General features: G+C 39.7%; 10 protein-coding genes and 1 pseudogene. All 11 read right to left on the minus strand.

Features of this window, described 5'->3' with window-relative positions; all coding sequences use genetic code 11:
* Nucleotides 1–136 precede the first annotated feature (136 nt).
* The 11 genes and pseudogenes from pyrE to QM847_RS03850 all read right to left on the minus strand — a co-directional run bounded on the left by pyrE (nt 137) and on the right by QM847_RS03850 (nt 17,858).
* A complete protein-coding gene (pyrE, locus tag QM847_RS03800; RefSeq protein WP_269797418.1) occupies nt 137–769 on the minus strand; it encodes an orotate phosphoribosyltransferase in 633 nt (210 codons plus the stop codon).
* Nucleotides 770–800: 31 nt separating this feature from the next.
* Complete coding sequence (pyrF, locus tag QM847_RS03805; protein WP_269797419.1) at nt 801–1,502, minus strand: orotidine-5'-phosphate decarboxylase; 702 nt, start codon at nt 1,500–1,502, stop codon at nt 801–803.
* A gap of 224 nt (nt 1,503–1,726) precedes the next feature.
* On the minus strand, nt 1,727–3,031 hold the full coding sequence (locus tag QM847_RS03810; protein WP_269797420.1) for an FtsQ-type POTRA domain-containing protein: 1,305 nt from the start codon (nt 3,029–3,031) through the stop codon (nt 1,727–1,729).
* Between the two features lie 9 nt (nt 3,032–3,040).
* Nucleotides 3,041–4,099, minus strand: coding sequence for a UDP-N-acetylglucosamine--N-acetylmuramyl-(pentapeptide) pyrophosphoryl-undecaprenol N-acetylglucosamine transferase (locus tag QM847_RS03815; protein WP_414353937.1), 1,059 nt, complete (start codon nt 4,097–4,099; stop codon nt 3,041–3,043).
* A gap of 1 nt (nt 4,100) precedes the next feature.
* The gene (gene murD / locus QM847_RS03820; RefSeq protein ID WP_414353939.1) at nt 4,101–5,453 is read right to left on the minus strand and encodes a UDP-N-acetylmuramoyl-L-alanine--D-glutamate ligase; all 1,353 of its coding nucleotides are present in this window, start codon (nt 5,451–5,453) and stop codon (nt 4,101–4,103) included.
* A gap of 96 nt (nt 5,454–5,549) precedes the next feature.
* On the minus strand, nt 5,550–8,255 hold the full coding sequence (locus tag QM847_RS03825; protein WP_414353941.1) for an FtsX-like permease family protein: 2,706 nt from the start codon (nt 8,253–8,255) through the stop codon (nt 5,550–5,552).
* A 1-nt stretch (nt 8,256) separates the two neighbouring features.
* Nucleotides 8,257–8,958: an ABC transporter ATP-binding protein gene (locus QM847_RS03830; protein WP_269797424.1), complete on the minus strand. Its 702-nt coding sequence runs from the start codon at nt 8,956–8,958 to the stop codon at nt 8,257–8,259.
* Nucleotides 8,959–9,098: 140 nt separating this feature from the next.
* Nucleotides 9,099–13,817 (minus strand): annotated as a pseudogene (locus QM847_RS03835) (Ig-like domain-containing protein); the annotation flags it as partial.
* Nucleotides 13,818–14,110: 293 nt separating this feature from the next.
* The gene (locus QM847_RS03840) at nt 14,111–15,859 is read right to left on the minus strand and encodes a glycoside hydrolase family 13 protein (RefSeq protein WP_414353944.1); all 1,749 of its coding nucleotides are present in this window, start codon (nt 15,857–15,859) and stop codon (nt 14,111–14,113) included.
* A gap of 299 nt (nt 15,860–16,158) precedes the next feature.
* Nucleotides 16,159–16,746, minus strand: a complete 588-nt coding sequence (locus QM847_RS03845) for an SMI1/KNR4 family protein (RefSeq protein ID WP_414354355.1) — start codon at nt 16,744–16,746, stop codon at nt 16,159–16,161.
* A gap of 44 nt (nt 16,747–16,790) precedes the next feature.
* On the minus strand, nt 16,791–17,858 hold the full coding sequence (locus QM847_RS03850; RefSeq protein WP_414353946.1) for an ankyrin repeat domain-containing protein: 1,068 nt from the start codon (nt 17,856–17,858) through the stop codon (nt 16,791–16,793).
* Between the last annotated feature and the right edge of the window lie 176 nt (nt 17,859–18,034).

Consider the following 18,034-nt stretch of genomic DNA (forward strand, 5'->3'; position numbering starts at 1 on the left):
GATAAACTCTTTATTAAATTATTCTAGAAAAAACACATAAAATATAGATTTGAATTATCTTATTTTATGTGTTTTTTTATTTTAGATATAATATTTAAGTTCAAATTAGAGTTTAAGTCTCTATAATTTCAATATATTAAACTTTTTGCCAATTTTCTTGGTCTTCTTTAAAGCGTTTTAAGAGGTCAAGTCCTTCTGGTGTGATGTAACCTTCTTCTTGGGCTAGGTGGATAAGCTCACTGTAGTTTGAAAGTGTCACCAGTTTGACACCAGCATCCGCAAAGTTTTTATCTGCTTTTGGTAATTGATAGCTGAAAATTGCTACAACACCAAGTACATCAGCTCCTTCACGTTTGGCAGCAGCTACGGCTTCAAGAACTGATCCCCCTGTTGAAATCAAATCTTCAACAACGACCATTTTTTGGCCTTGGGCTACACGACCTTCGATTTGGTTTCCAGCCCCATGGTTTTTTGGTTTGCTACGGATGTAAGCAAATGGCAGATTCATCTTATCAGCGATGATGGCACCGTGTGGGATACCCGCAGTCGCTATTCCTGCAATCACTTCAACTTCTGGGAATTCTGCCTTGATGGCTTCTACAAAACCATTTTCAATCAAGGTACGTGTCTCTGGGTAGGCAAGTGTTACACGATTGTCCGTATAAATCGGTGACTTGATACCTGATGCCCAAGTAAAAGGTTCTTCTGGTTTGAGGTAAACAGCTTGAATTTTCAATAGATGGCTAGCAATGTCTTTAGCAAGTGTCATGGGATTCTCCTTTGTATTTTAAACTATATTCTTATTTCCAGTCTCGTGTCCACTCATCCTTTATGGCATGATAAGCTGCTACTGGATCAGTGGCTTGAGTGATTGGTCTTCCAACTACGATAAAGTCACTGCCTATTTGATAGGCATCAGCAGGTGTCATGACACGTTTTTGGTCTCCAAGAGCAGCTCCTGATGGACGGATTCCAGGTGTCAAACAGATAAAGTCTTGACTGGTAGCTTCCTTGATGAGTTTGACTTCCTGAGCTGAACAAACAACTCCATCCAAGCCTGCTTCAGCAGTCTTTTTGGCATAATGAATGACAGATTCTTGAAGACTGGTTTGGATATTTTGAAAGTCTCTCATTTGCTCTTCAGAAGTTGAAGTCAACTGTGTAACAGCAATCAACTTTGCCTGATTTCCAAGTCCTTCACGCGCCGACTTCATCATTTCAACACCACCAGCTGCGTGGACATTGGTCATATCAACTCCTAAATCAGATAAAACTCTCATAGCCGATTTTACTGTGTTAGGAATATCATGAAGTTTTAAATCTAAAAAGACACTATGCCCCAATTTCTTCAGATATCGTACAACCTCAGGACCAGCTGAGTAGTATAGTTCCATTCCAACTTTCAAATACAGTTTTTCCTCACTAGGAAAGAGTTCCAAAAAATCTTGAACTTCTTTAAAACTTGGAAAATCCAGAGCAATGACTGGGCGACTTTCTCGCATATCTTTCTCCTTTTGCTTTATTTCAAATCCAGTTAATTCCTTTGGTAAATAATACAAAAAAGGAACCTGCTACAGCAAGGTTCCACGAAAAATGGGTAGTCTCCACCCTTTCACCGTCTAACCTTAGCTGCCTCTCTGGACTGCTTTAAAGGTTTTTTATTATTCTATTATTTAAAGCGGTACTTGTCAAGTAAAAACAAGTAACTGAACGAATCATTTGAAACTTAGCGACTCTGTGTTGTTTGAGTCGTCTGTGTTGTTTGATCTTGATTTCCTTGCTCAGCTTGTTTTTTCTTCTCTTCTTCCTGCTTCTTCTTTTCCTCTTCTTTGGCTTTGACTCTTTCGTCATCCAGAGCCTTATCCACTAGACTATAGCTATAGATACCGACCTCCATGTCAATACCACTTGGTACGGTTAATTGAGGTTTTATCTTGCTATAATATGGTAATTTTTTACCTAGTTCTGATAATGGTACCAGTATCTCATCTGTATCGTGCATTGTGATTTTGAGGAGGTCGCTGGTGACTTTACTTGGTGCTAATTCAATCTTATCAATGGAATCCTTAATTTCGGAGCTCACTTTTGATAGCTCTGAAATCAAAGTCTTGATTTGTTCTTTGTTCGTAAAAAGAACTGATATAAAAGTTTCAGGCAGATCACTTGGACTCACAGCGGTTGATTCAATTTCACCACTGGATAAAATTGGATAATAATTCTCTCCTGATACAGAATAGGCTACAATCCCAAATTCTTTAACTTCAATTGTAAATTTTGTAGGGAATTTGTATTGAATAGAAGCTGATTCAACCCAGTAATTGGATTTGATCAATTCAGCATGCTTATCTTTATTTAGAATCAAACTAATAGTATAGTCACTCTCACGAATTCCTGAAGCCTCTTTTATCTGTTCAGCATTCGTTTTAACTGTACCTGTTACCTCAATTTGTTTAAGGGTAGCAAAAGGAGTCAGAAGGTAGATTGATAAGAACAAGATCAAAAAGCTCGGAACTAAAATAGAAACTGCACGCCAAATATGAACAGACCGAATTGGAGGTTTAGAAGTTTTGGGCTTCTTTTCTTTCTTAACTTTAGATCTTTTTTCTTTATTCTTATCTTTACTACTTGAATCTATTGAAGATATCTTTTCTGTATCAGTCTGTTCCTCTTGTTTTTCTTGAACATCACTGGTATCAGAATCTTCTTCCTTTTCAGATTCCGTATCACTTTCTGGTTCAGAATCAACATCGGCTTCCTCATCCGAATCTGTATCAGCTGTATTTTCAGCACTTTTTGCTTCCTCTTCAGCCTTTTTTTGAAGATACTCTTGGTGTTGCTTTTGCCATTCTGATAATTCTTGATCGCTCTCCTCAGAAGAAGATGATGGCATTTTTTCTTCCTCTGCGCTTGCTTCAAGTTCTTTTTGTTTAGCCTCTTCTTCAGCTTTTTTTTGAAGATACTCTTGATTTCGTTTTTGCCACTCTGACAATTCCTTGTCAGGAGTTTGCTTTTTCTTTTTTTCCTTTGACATCAATTTTCCTTATGATAAATCTTTTTTAAGTAGCTCATAAAAATCCGCTACAGATTTTAATTCATGAGAATTCCTCATCGTGTTTTGATAGATTTCTTTGTTATTTAGAAGTAGAGTTACTTTTTCTTCCAAGCTTGATAAATTCAAGTCACTTTCTTGTAACTCTTCTGCATATCCTTTTTTCACAAAGTAAGCTGCATTTTCAATCTGGTCTCCACGACTGGCTTCGCGACCAAGTGGCACAATAACATGTAATTTAGCCATAGCTAACAGCTCAAAAAGTGTATTGGCACCACCACGAGTAATGACAACATCTGCCATATTCATGAGTGGTTGATAGAGTTTAGTGACATAATCAACTCGATAGAGATTTTTGCTCAGTTCATTCAAGCTAGAATCTCCAGTTAGGTTAATGACATTATAGCGACTAGTCAGCTCATTTTTATAGTCTGTAACCAACTGATTAAAGACACGCGCTCCAGCAGACCCACCCACAAATAGAAGAGTTGGTAGTTTGCTGTCGAAACAAGTCCGGATATCGACCATAATCTCTGGCTCTTCTATAATTGGTCCAGAAACCTTGGTCACTGCTCCTACATGTTCCACCTTAGTAAGACTAGCGGGTTGTTCAAAAGTAGAGTACATCTTAGTCGCAAACTTATAGGCTATTTTATTGGCCAAGCCCATTGATAAGTCTGACTCATGAATAAAGACAGGGACTCTAGATAAACGGGCTGCAATAACGGGGGGTACAGATACAAATCCTCCCTTTGAAAAGAGGGCATGGGGACGAATCATAAGCATGATAAAGAAGGATTGGACTATTCCCCAAGTAACTTTAAAAACATCCCACATATTCTGCCAAGAGAAATAGCGACGCAATTTCCCAGTAGCAATAGAATGGAAGGTCACATCAAGACCTGACTTGAGGATTTCTTGGTGTTCGATTCCATGTTTATCACCAATATAGTGGACTTCCCAGCCATCTTCGATGAACTTGGGCATCAATAATAGGTTAAGGGTAACGTGTCCTACCGTCCCCCCGCCTGTAAAGACTATTTTTTTCATATTATCCTTTTAACTCCGCAACTGTAGCAAGGAAAAGATCTCCACGAACTTCAAAATTGGCATACATATCCCAGCTTGCATTGGCTGGACTGAGAAGAACTACATCTCCTGCTTCTGCAAGTTCATAAGCCTTGCGGGTTGCATCTGCAATATCCGTCGCGTCGACATAAGCCACACCAACCTTATCCGCTGCACGTTTGACACGCTCTGCAGACTGACCGAGGATGACCATTTTCTTAAGTCCAGTAATGTCTGGTACCAATTCGTCAAACTCATTGCCACGGTCTAAACCACCCGCAATCAAGATAACCTTGCTATTATCAAATCCTGACAAGGCTTTTTGAGTTGCTAAGATATTGGTTGACTTACTATCGTTGTAGAATTTTACACCCTTAATTTCATCTACATACTGGAGACGGTGCTTGACGCCACCAAAAGTTGACAAGGTTTCCTTGATGGTTTCATTATCAACGCCACGCAGTTTAGCAACGGCAATGGTTGCAAGAGCATTTTCCACATTGTGGCTACCTGGCACACCAATCTCATCAGCTGCCATAACTTTTTCGCCACGGAAATAGAGTTGACCATCTTCTAGGTAAGCTCCGTCAACCTTTTCAATCGTTGAAAAAGGTACAACTTTTGCTTGAGTTTTTGTTGCCAGCTCTTTGGCTAATTCTTGATTAAAATTCAAAACTAGGTAATCTGAATCCGTCATATTATTTTGGATATTCCACTTGGCTGCTACATAGTCTTCAAAAGAACCGTGATAGTCAATATGAGATGGAATCAAGTTGGTAATGACTGCAATCTCCGGATGGAATTCTTGGATTCCCATTAATTGGAAAGAGGAAAGTTCCATGACAAGGGTATCCTTATCTGTGGCAGTTTGAGCCACTTGACTAGCAGGATAACCAATGTTACCTGATAAGAGGCCATTTTGCCCAGCTGCAGTCAGAACTTCTCCAATCATGGTTGTGGTCGTAGTCTTACCATTTGAACCAGTAATACCAACAATGGGTGCATCAGAAATCAAGTAGGCCAACTCAACCTCAGTCAAAACTGGAATGCCTTTTTCTAGTGCTTTTTCAATCATCGGATTGCTATAAGGAATTCCTGGATTTTTTACCATAAGTGCAAAATCTTCATCCAATAATTCCAAAGGATGGCCGCCAGTGACAACCTTGATGCCCTCTTCCAAGAGACTTTGAGCAGCTGGATTTTCCTCAAAAGGCTTGCCATCATTTACAGTGACGATGGCACCTAGCTTGTCCAAGAGACGAGCTGCAGACTCACCTGATTTAGCCAAACCGAGGACTAATACTTTCTTATTTTCAAATTGATCAATTCGTTTCATATCTAGAACTCCATTTCTACTCTTACTATTTTACCATTTTTATGAAAATAAAAAAGCCACAAAGGGCTTTCTTATTTGTTTTTTGTTATAAAAAACCTATTCTACCGACTTGAGGGCTTCTAGCATATCGACCTTTCTGAGATAGTGATTGACAAAAAATCCAAGTATAGTCAGAATAACACTGACGGCTAGGACTGGAATCAGATATACTTCCCAGCCCACTTTTGGTTGAAAACGGAAGGTTCCTGGTGCTATCATTTGAATTAAAAATTGATGGAGATAATAACCAGATATTAGGCCTAAAATCATTCCAACCAGTGACAGTATGATAGTCTCTCTATAAATATAAAGAGTTACTTCTTTATTGTGAAAACCAAGGACCTTGATGGTGGAAAGTTCACGAATTCGTTCAGCAACATTGATATTTGTCAGATTATAGAGAATCACAATAGCTAAAAGCACCGATACCAGTACCAAAATTGCCATGGTTTGGTTAAGGGAACTGGCAAAACTTTCAAAAAGTCGAATGGTAGAAGCATTTTGTACAACACCAGCAACAGCTGGTTGCTCCATAAATTCACCCGCAATTTTTTCAGTATTGCCTTCACTTTTATCCTTGAGTTGGACAAGATAGGTATTCATCTTAGGAGTTTGACCATAAATTTTCTCATAGGTTGCTTGGTTCATATAAACAAAGTGCCCTACATAATGCTCGGTAATAGCTCCTACTTTAAAAGTTTTCCCATCGATTGTAAAGTTGTCTCCAACGGAAACTCCTGCCAACTGGGCTAATTTCTCTGTCAGAACAACTCCGCTAGATAAATCAAGTTTTTCCCCATTATTTTCTAAAAGTACAAATGGGGACAGGTCATCCTTATCTGTCACCAAGATGGTCACTGTCTGAATTCCAGCCTTGACGGAATACTTTTCCTCCACCTGCTTAGAGTATATCAAACGATAATTCTCTACGTCATCACTTTTCAATTTTTGTTCTAACTTGCCCTTATCAGAATCAGAGGCCCGAGTATTAACAGAGAGAACCATCTGATATTGTTGCAGGTCATTAAACTGCCTACTAGCCACTCCAACCACAGAAGATTGAATACCAAGCCCTGCAAAGAGGAGAGCCACTGAACCTGCAACCCCAAAAATTGTCATTAACATACGCAGCTTATAGCGAAAGATATTACGAGCCGTAACCTTTTGAGTAAAGCTCAAGCGTGACCAGATAAATGTGATGCGTTCTAAGAGAATTTTAGAACCCTTGACTGGAGGCTTAGGTAATAATAATTTCGCTGCTTCTTCATGCAACTCTCTACGAGATACAAGGTAGGCTGGTAGGACACTAGCTAGCAAGCTTAAGCCTATAGCCAAGCAACTATAGGTCCAGTAGAAATACTGCTGACTCTCACCAACAATCATTCGCTCAGTGATGATATGGGAGATTGTAGGTGCTAGGATATAATGGCCAATCAGAATTCCTAGAAGGGTTCCAAATGTTCCAGCTACTAGACCATATATCACAAACTTGGCGATAATATCTCTGCTACGGTAGCCTAGAGCTTTAAAGATACCAGCATTGGTTCTTTCCTCGTCTACAAAACGAGTCATGGTAGTAAAGGTCACCATGGCTGCAACAACATAGAGAACGACTGGAAAAATATTGCCAACTGCCCGAATGCTCATGGCTGAATTACTATACATGAGATAGCCTTGGCCGGTAGGAGAGCTTTTTCGATTGTATACATGATAGGTTGGCTCTGTCAGAGCATTCAACTCATCCTGACTGGTCTGCCATTTAGCCTTTTCCTCAGTAAAATCCTTTTCAGCTTGGCTTAGTTTTTCCTTTTCTTGTTTCAATTGTTCTTTGGCTTCTTCTATCTGACTAGATGCTTGACTTTTGTAGGGTTCTGGTAGTTGGCTTAACTGGGCCTCTTGACCTTTAAGCCTACTTTCGATTTCTTGTAAACGTTTCTTGCCAGCTGTTAAGTTACTCTCCGCCTCATCCAGTTTTTTCTTCCCGTCGTCTAGTTTTTCTTGAGATTCCTCTTTGATTTTCTTTAAACGGGCTTGACCATTATCAGCAACTAGTTCCTTTAGAGTCTCCTCTTCTTCCTCTAGCTTCTTTTCGTAATCACTGGAAAAAGGATTGATATCTGTCAAACTAGTAAAATGAAGGCGGGCAATCGTGTAAACAGAGCTCTTAAAGATATCTTTTGTTACAACTCCATAGGCTGATAAGTTCCCATTACCACTGGCTGAACTCCCCATATCCGTCTTTGAAAAAATATCTGGAGAGTGGATAAAGCCTGTAATGGTATAACTTTCCCGCTTCAACTGAGAATTGCTAGCATTCTTTTGGCTCAGATGAATGACTTGACCAATCTGATAGCGATCTTTCCAAAAGTCCGCCAAGGCCAATTCATCCTCTTGCTCAGGCAATCTACCTTGAGTCACCTCAAATTTTGAAATATTTTCGGTTTTAGAAAAAATCCGTATGGCTTCTTGACTACCTTCTAGAGTCAAATCCGTCATATAACCAAATTCGACATCTACTCCTGATAGAGTTTGCAATTCTTCCTGATCTGCCTGATCTAGACCATAATCTGCTATGACAGTAATATCAGCCAGATTGGCTTTTTGAATATAATCCCATGCTGTTCGCTCCATATTTGGACTGGCTACCTTGAGACCGACCAAAGCCAAGGAACCCAACATCATCAAGGTCAGTATAGAGAGAAAGCGTCCCTTTGAACCTTTGAAAGACTGGAGCAGATCTTTCCAATATGTCTTTCTTTTCATCTCAGTACTCCAAATCATCAATATCCTGTGGTTGAGGATTGATAACAACACTCTTGACACCAGCATCGTGCATCTGAATCACGCGATCAGCTATAGGAGCTAGGGAAGCATTATGCGTTACGATGATAACGGTGGCCCCTTTTTTACGTGACATATCTTGAAGAATCTTTAGAACCTGCTTACCAGTCTGGTAGTCCAAAGCTCCCGTTGGTTCATCACAGAGGAGAATTTTAGGATTTTTAGCCACCGCTCGAGCAATGGAGACCCGTTGTTGTTCACCACCTGACAGCTGGGCTGGAAAATTATTGAGACGGTGTCCTAAGCCAACATCCTTTAGAACCTGTTCTGGATTCAAGGCATCAGCAACAATTTCTGAAGCTAGCTCAACATTTTCCTTAGCAGTCAAGTTAGAAACCAAGTTGTAAAATTGAAAGATAAAGCCAACGTCATCTCTACGATAGTTAGTTCTCTGATGAGAAGTGAAATTCGAAATATTGGTTCCATCAACCCAGACTTGTCCCTCATCATTGGTATCCATTCCACCAAGAATATTCAAAACTGTTGACTTCCCTGCTCCAGATGCCCCGAGAATAATGACTAGTTCTCCCTTTTCAATCTCGAAGTTGACATCTCGATTAGCTACGATTTCTGTATCTCCAGTATGATACCTCTTATAGCTGTTTTTCATTTCAATATAAGCCATCCTATCTCCTCCTCTTCCCCTATTTTCATCTTTATTATAACTCTTCTGAGAATAAAAGCAAATATAAGATAGAAAAGAGAGAACACTTTGGTTCTCTCTACTTTGATTTACACTATATTTTAACAATCACTTGTCACCTTAAAGTGTAGACGGTATTCCCCTAGAATATCTCCGTTTTCAGCCTTAACGACAACTCGAACTGGATCCCCTTCACGAACACTTGGAATCACTGTAGCAATACCATTATCTGATACACTTGCTGTTACAGTTGGTGCTTGGTCTTCTTTAGCTTCTAGATAATAGTCAGTCAAGCCAGGGTTAAAGTTTGTCAAATCTTTTCCATCTACTTGGATTTGAGCTTGAGCTTTCTTAGCTGCAGCTACTTGTTTAGAGAAGATTTGAATTTCTGTAATAGAAGTGCCCCATTTACCATCTGGTCTAACCATACGGATACGAACCGCATAAGTGTTGACTTTATCAAAGCTAAAGTGAGTCATTTCTCCAGCTCTCACTTGATCTGGAGCTTTAAGATTTGTCACTTGTTTCCAGTTATTGTCATCGTTAAAGACGTGGTCTTCACTAGCTACAAAGCTTGGATTCTTAGGAACTGTTGGAACATCTGTTCCTACATAGTATTCGATGACATAAGACTTAGGTGCACCAACACCGTGGTCTTCGTGGAAGGCAACATTGAGGTTGTCAACCGAACGTTTAGACAGGATACCAGAATCACCAAAGAGAATTCCTACCGATGCTTCACTTGTACGTTTCCAGTTTGTCCAGCGGTTTGCCGGTTGATCATTAAATGAGATTAGTTTGTCATTGACATTGGCTACTGAGTCACTTGGATTTGAGTCTGATGCAAAGGCAAGTGGCAACTCTGAACCTGTCCACTGGTCAGAAATGTTAGCACCAGTTTCTGTTTGAGCAGACACACGAACATGAAGTTTTGTTGGTAATTGAGTCCCTTCCACATGCCCTGTCACGGTAAAGCTGCCTTCATTTGCATATTGGCTTGGATCAATAGCATCCCAAGTCACTTTAGCTGAAGATACTTGGCCATTTGAGTGGTAAGTACGGACGCTTTCTGGTAATTGAGGAGCTTCTGAAACCGGAGTTGTTGTAGTCACTTCTTCGACCGCAATGATGCCTTCTACAGAAACTTTAGCATGTGCTTCGTTTTCAATTCCTTCTACTTTACCTAGAACATCAAAGCTATGGTATTTATCAAGGTCTTCCTTAGCAACTGCTTGCCAAGTTACCTTGTGAACTTTTGGAAATCCTTTATCGTACTCTACCGTTACTGTATCAGGTAGACTTGGTTCTTGGTTCAAACCTGTCACGACGCTAACTGGACGAATGGCTTTGACAACTTTACTTTCTGTATTTGCTTGAATATTCGAGTTAATGTGACCTTCAGCTCCTTCAAATTGAGCTTTCAGAGTTACTTGACCAGGTTTGTGTAATTCAAGCATACCCTTACGAACGGCTACGTCTCCTTCACCTGTAGTTGAGAAGGTCACCTTGTCGGCTTTCAAGACTGCCTGAGTACCATCTTGATAGTGAGCAAATACCTTGATGCCAACTGTTTGATCTTCTTTCAGTGCATCTGCATTTTCTACTTCTAGGCTCAAACGTTTAATCTGCGGAGCTTCTTGTAAGAATTGGATAGCATACGTTTGAAGTGCTCCACCATCATTTGGTTGAACATAAATGCTTGCACGCATACCATTTGCTTCGTTAGCTTGAATAACTGTTACTTGAGCATTTTCAGCTAAAGCTTTGACTTCAGGTAAAGCAGTTCCATAAGCAAGTTTATGGTATAGAACTGGATGGTCAGTTGAGAGACCTTCTACTGTTTGGTCTGCTACTGTTACAGTCGGTACTACTGGACCAGCAGGTTGACCTTCGACAACTACGAATGTAGCTGTGGTTTCATCATCACCTGAAATTCCTTTAACCTGAATGCGAGAACCTGGGATAGCTAGTTTAGCTTGATCTTCAGATGCAACTTCCCACTTATCAAGGTCATAACTTCCTACAGTACCATCTGACAAAACATAGGTAACAGATGGATCAACCGTACTTAGATCTGTAGTTGGTGCAATTCTCTTAACTACAGGCAATTCTGCTTCGAGTGCCAAGACTTCAACACGCGCTTCTACATCGCGACCATCTGCCACACCTTTAACAGTAAAAATACCAGGTTGGTTGACATCAACTGCTGACCATTCTACTGGAAGTTTTGCACGACTGCCATCACTGTAGATAAATCCTACTTTTGAAGGCATTTTCGCAGCTTGACCAATTACTGTACGAACTTTAGGAACCTCTGTACCTAAAACAGTCTTTTCCTCTTGGTCTTTCTTATCTGTGAAAATGGTTGTTTGACCAGATTTCAAGAAATCAGAGTGAGCAGTCAAGGTTAATTTACCTGCTTGCTCGGTTGATTTAACAATCACAACACCCTTACCATTAAAGGCCTTGCGAATCCATGAACCGTCTGCTTGTTCTTTGTAACGTTCACGACTGGCTTGTTCTCCGTTGTCTACACCGACAATCTGACCTTGTCCATGCAACTGGAAGCGAACAAGATTATTGGCTGTAGGAACTACGTTACCTTTACTGTCAACAATTTCGTAATAGATATAAGTAAGGTCTTTTCCATCAGCTGCGATAGCATTTTCTTCCTTGACCAAACGAACTCCTGCAGGTTCTCCAGCAGTCACAATCTTATCACGAGCAACAATATTCCCAGCTTCGTCACGAGCTACTGCTTCCAAAGTACCAGTTTCAAAAGCAACCTTCCATTCAAGGTAAAGTTCATTAGCGTTGGCACCTTCTTGGTAAGTGCGTCCATCGCTTGTTTGTTTTTTAGTAAATGTCTTCTTGCCTAGAGTTTCACCATTCAAGTATAGTTCTACACTTGCAGCGTTAGAATAGGCACGGACTGGAATATTACCATCTGCATCCGCTACATTCACTTTTAGAGTAGGATTTTCCCAGTTCCAGTGAGGAAGCAAGTGAACCATTGGTTTCTTCTCAACAGAAATCCATTGGCTTTGATACAAGAAGTAGTCATGTTTTGGAATACCAGCTGTATCTACGATACCAAAGTACGAGCTTTTAACCGGTGTGTGGTTTTGGTTATGCCACGGAGTAGGTTCACCGATATAGTCAGTACCTGTCCAGATGAACTGACCTGCATAGCCAGCATTGTCACGGTCAAAAGTCCAAGATGCAGTAGCTGTTTTACCCCAACCAACACGGTCGTTACCGTAGTCTGATTGCTCATAATGACGGTAAGCTTGATTGCTATGTACCAATTCACGTTCTGGGCGGAAATAACTTCCACGTGTACGAGTAGCTGAAGACGTTTCAGATCCGTAAATCAACCAATTTGGATGTTTAGCACGAAGCTTCTTGTAGTTATCTTCTGAATAGTTAAATCCAACCGCATCAAGTTCATTGGCAATCTTTTCATGGTCACCACTACCATCACCAAAGCGGAACTCGTCTGCTCCCATAGTGACATAGCGTGTCTTATCAACAGCCTTAATAACTTGAACCAAGCGTTTAACTGTTGCTAAAGAACGAGGTTTTCCGTCTGCTTCACCGATTTCATTACCGATAGACCACATAACGATAGCAGGGTTGTTCTTTCCTCGTTCAACCATGGTACGAAGGTCAAAATCAGACCATTTTTCACCTTTCTTAGCATCTGGGTGAGTAGCATCTTTGTCAAAGAAGCGACCGTAGTCATACTGTTTCTTACCACCATACCAAGTATCGAAAGCTTCTTCTTGGACCAACAAACCAAGCTCTGCGGCAATTTGTAAAGTTTGCTCACTAGCTGGGTTGTGAGTTGTACGGATAGAGTTGACACCCATATCCTTCATTTGTTTCAGACGACGGTATTCTGCCTTATAGTTTTCTTCAGCACCCAGAGCCCCGTGGTCATGGTGAAGAGAAACCCCATGGAATTTAATGCGTTCACCATTCAAAGAGAAGCCTTCATTTGGTGTCCAGTTGTAATAACGGTAACCAAACAAGTCCTTCTTAGCATCGACCAATTGACCATCACGATAGACACGAGTCACCAATTCGTAAAGAGCTGGTTTGTCGCTATGAACTGTCCAAAGTTTTGGTTTATCAACTTGTAAAATAGCATTTAAGCTAGCTGATTGATGAGCTTTCAATACTTGACTAGCTGTACGAACTAGATCCGTTACAGCTTGACCATTACGTTCGATAATTTGGTATTCAGCAAGAATTTCATGATCTTTATCATCAGTATTGACAATCTTACTTGTTACATGAGTATCAACCTTGCCATTCTGTTGTTTTTCAAGGTCTGGTGTTAAGATAGTTGTTCCATTTTTCTCAGTATGGACCTTATCTGTGACTTGAAGGGTAACATCACGGTAAATCCCGCTTCCTGAGTACCAACGGCTACTTGGTTGTTTGTTGATGGCATGCACTGCTACGATATTCTCGCGACCGTCTTTATGGAGATAGTCAGTGATGTCATATGAGAATTGGTTGTAACCATTTGGATAGTGACCAACTAGCTGTCCATTTACATAAACCTGAGAATCCATGTAAACCCCATCAAATGTGATACGAACATTCTTATTGAGGTCTTCTTCATCGAGTTTAAAGGTCTTACGATACCAAGCATCACCACCATTGAGTTGCCCACCTTCGTTTTGGGCAGGTGAGTCATGATCAAAGTCATTGTAGATACTCCAGTCATGAGGAAGGTCTAATTTCTTCCAGCTTGACAAATCAGTATCTGTTTTAATAGCATCTTTAGTATTTGCATTGAGTTTGAAATACCAGTTTTGGTTGAATTCTCTTTCTCGATTATCAATCAATAGGTTTACCCCTCCTTGCTCTTTTTTCTTCTTTTGTCCTAATCTTTACTCATATTTTATACAAATAAAATAGATACATCAATAGTTTCTTGTAAAAAGCATACTTGAGACTATGATTCCTAAAATTAGTAGAAAATTATGAATACAAATAACTGTCTTAAGGTATTTTTAAAGGAATTGCTAAATCATATACAAAATAAAAGGTTGTTTATCTGTGTGAAACAACCTTTTAAAATATTCATTACTAATATAGTTTAAGAGCCAAGACGAACATGCTACTCCGAAATATAAATGACAAACCCATCTTTCAAGATGACATACTGTCCATTTTCCATCTGGCAATAACTCGCTAAATCAACTGAATCTCTATCTAAAGTATATTTCTCAGAAGACTGATTAAAGATGGCTTGAACTTCTTTTCCTTCGTGGCTCCATTTCAAGGCAAGAACATCTGGTTTCACTTCTTCCAAACTATAGGAACCGTGCTGAATAATACTAGCAACTTCTTTACGGAGCTGTATCAATTGCTTCATGAAGTTTAGCATGTCATTATCCTCAGACACACGGTCCCAAGGCATGACTCGGCGGCAATCAGGATCTGGCCCGCCAATCAGTGCTAGCTCTGTTCCGTAATAGATACAAGGAGTTCCTTTTTGAAGATAGAGGAAAGTTAGGGCAGCCTTGACATGCTGGATATTTCCATTGGCAGTTGTGAGGATACGCTCTGTATCGTGAGAATCTAAAAGGTTAAACATCACTTCTGCGATTTGTTGCTTATAGTACATAGATTGGCTGTTGATTTCGGAAATGAACTGCTCCGTCTTTTTTGTCTGACGCAAAAAATAGTCCTTGATACTTTCAGAGAGTGGATAATTCATAACCGCGTGGAACTCATCTCCTTGTAGCCAAGGCTGAGAAGTATGCCAGATTTCACCTAAGATATACAAATCAGGCTTTTTAGCGAGAACTGCCTTTCTAAAATCTCTCCAGAACTGGTGGTCAATTTCATTAGCAACATCCAAGCGCCAAGCATCGATATCAAAATTCTCAATCCAGTAGGTCGCAACACTCAAAAGATAGTCTTTAACTTCAGGATTGGCTGTATTTAACTTAGGCATATAGCTAGCAAAGGCAAAGGTATGATAAGGTAGTTGTCTTGGATTCTGAAGTTTATCCTCAGTAACTGGAAATTCTTGAATATGGAACCAATCTTTATAAGGGGAATTTTCTCCATTCTTTAGAACGTCCTGCCATTGGGCTGACTGATAACCGATATGATTAAACACCGCATCAAGCATGATCTTAATGCCACGTTTATGAGCTTCATCGACTAAATTACGAAAGACTTCCTTATCTCCAAAATGACGATCAATCTCAAAATAATCCGTCGTATCATACTTGTGATTGGTCGTTGCTTCAAAAATCGGACATAGATAAAGTCCAGTGATTCCCAAATCTTTAAGATAGTCTAAATGGTCAATAATCCCTTGTAAATCTCCACCAAAAAAGTCATCCCTGTTAGGCGCAAGCTCAGCATCCCACTCTCGAGCTCCATCTGGAGTTAGATTAGAATTTCCATTCGCAAAGCGTTCTGGGAAAATCTGATACCAAACAGTATTTGAAACCCAGTCAGGAACTTGGCAACCATCGATTTCGTGAATGTAAGGAAGTTTGAAACCATTACCTTCAGCATACAAGTTTTCTTGAGTATGTTCCACACAACCCTTATCACCATAGAAGACATCCTGATCTTCCTTATCAAGAAGTTCAAAGAGGTACTGAATGCGTGCAAAATTAACTGATACTGTGACCTGCCAATAATCAAACAAGGCGTCTGAGGTTACTTTAGTCATTTCTTTCTTGGCTTCATACTTATCCTCAATGAAAATAAAGGGGTCGCCATAGTGCAATATGACCTTCTGGACATCATCTTTCTTTGTTCTAATTCGGATATGTAGCTGATTTTCCTTGTAAAGATACGCATACTCTGATTCTGGTCTATGATAAATGGCTGTTAATTCCATGTCTTGTCTCCTAAATAATCATCATCAACAAAAAAATGCAAACGTTTTCGTAATTGCTAGTTCTAGTATACTACTTTAAGATTCGATTTACAATACTGGGTCAAATTCCGCAAGAAAACAGCTCAAAATAAATTCTGCAGACTAATCCAGAAATTTCAGCACCTATCAATAAAAAGCTCCTAAATTCAGCCTCACAATCTAGTCAATCCGACAAAGGGCAATTTCTTTTAAAACTCTGCCGTACAGGAAGGTTAAACAAATGTTATCTGTTATATTTTGAACTTGATACATTTGTCCGTTCATATGATCTCATCCATTATCTCTTCAATCAACTCCGTAAGACTTTCTGCTACATAGATAATTTCATCAGGATCATGGATGTAGCAAATAACCTGACCTTCCTGACCCTCCTGGTCTGGATCAAAATCCAGCATAAGATAACAAGAGTCACAATACTGAGCAAAAGGAAGCCATTTTTTATTAAAAAGATAAGGCTTAATTCTACTATCACGCATATTTTCTAGGTCTTGACTAGAAAAATAGTCGGGAAATTCTGTTAACAGAGCATCTCTATTTTGAAAGTATTTTTTACAATTCTCAATTTCCTGTAGACTCATGAGAGAAAAAGTCAAATCTCTCTGGTCAATTACACAAGGTAAAATAGAGAGGTACTTACTCCCATTTTTATAACTATAAAGCTCTTTGAAGTCACTAGGTAGACGAATACCAAATATTTCCTCAAAGGCTTGAAGCTCTTCCTCAGAAGCACCAGAAATGCCCTGATAATCTTCCAGATATCCTTCCTCTACAGGATCATCCAAATCCCAGTCTTCAAAACACTCACAAATATAAGTTTCTATTTTTTTAACTTGGTCAATTAGTTGCATCATTTCACCTTGAGTTCTTTATTTTAACTAGCTTCAAATTCCTTTTACCGCTTATAACTTGTTTTTTCTAGGAGAAGGGGTTCAGGATTTTGCTTTATCCAAGCAAGAGCTAGCTGACACAAGCGGTCTAGGCGAGGCTCGTCATCAAAATCTTTCCCATGAATCTGACCAATAAGCTCTTTAGTCTCTGCTAATTCTTGTTCTGAAAGAGAGCTTCCTAGAGACAAGTATTGAGGGAGAGCCTGAAGCATTTTTCTATAGTCCCTGTCCCAGTTGACCCCACCATTGCGGTCCAGTTCATCTCGGACTCGACCTGGTATACGGATAACTTCTCCCTGAACAGTTTTGGCTGCTCCACTTGAAGGAATCAAGAAAGACCATAGTTCCTCATATTGTTCCTCCCAGCTGCCTTCTTTTACGAAAATCGGAGAAACTCCATCGTGGGTTATTCGTTTGGCTACCGGCTTGACATCAAACAAAGCATAAAGTTTTTCTAGACCCTGGTCTGCGGCTTCTAGATAGTCGGGATTGATCCCTTCTCTATGAAATTCAAAATCCTTACCAATATTTTCAACCATTTCTTTCATAGCAGATGTTTTCTTGGCACCTGCATCCAGCAGCATAGAGGCAATTTCAGCTGTTTGGGCAATATAGATTCCTCTACAGACAGTGAGTACGGAGTCTAGTGGGGTCTGTCCCCTATCATTTTTAGGGTTAACATTTGCTCCCTTTTCTATGAAAAGTGCAACGGTCTTAGGATGAAAAAACTGAGCTGCCACATGCAAGGGTGTATTGCCATAAGTATTGTTTTTTTCAATGTCTGCACCCAATTCGAGCAAGAGTTTTACAGTCTCTCTTCCCATGGTTGCCTGACGGTACAAAGGAGTCGCTCCATAATAATCAGGGATATTGATATCCAAGCCCTCTTCTACAAGCCAAATAACCAGTTCATCAGGTACACCACCGAAATGGAGAGCCGTACTTAAGCTATATCTACCATCATGGGCAGTTAACTCACACTTATCATATACGGCCTTTAATTGGTCAATATTGCCATCAGTTAGTAGTTCATTAAAGTCCTTGGGTAAGGTAACTCTTTTCTTTTTTGCCATTTTTTCTCCTGTATCCATGATTCTATCTTTTTGTACCTAGATTGTACTCTAAGTATCTTCTAGATCTCTTTTATTTGTATTATACCCTAAAAGCTATGAATAGGCACGAATAAGCTTGATTTCTGACTTTAAAACACTCTTCTTTCAAGAAATTATATCAAAAAATCTATTCCTTA

This window comes from Streptococcus timonensis (genome assembly GCF_047463455.1).
Classification (GTDB): Bacteria; Bacillota; Bacilli; order Lactobacillales; family Streptococcaceae; genus Streptococcus; species Streptococcus timonensis_B.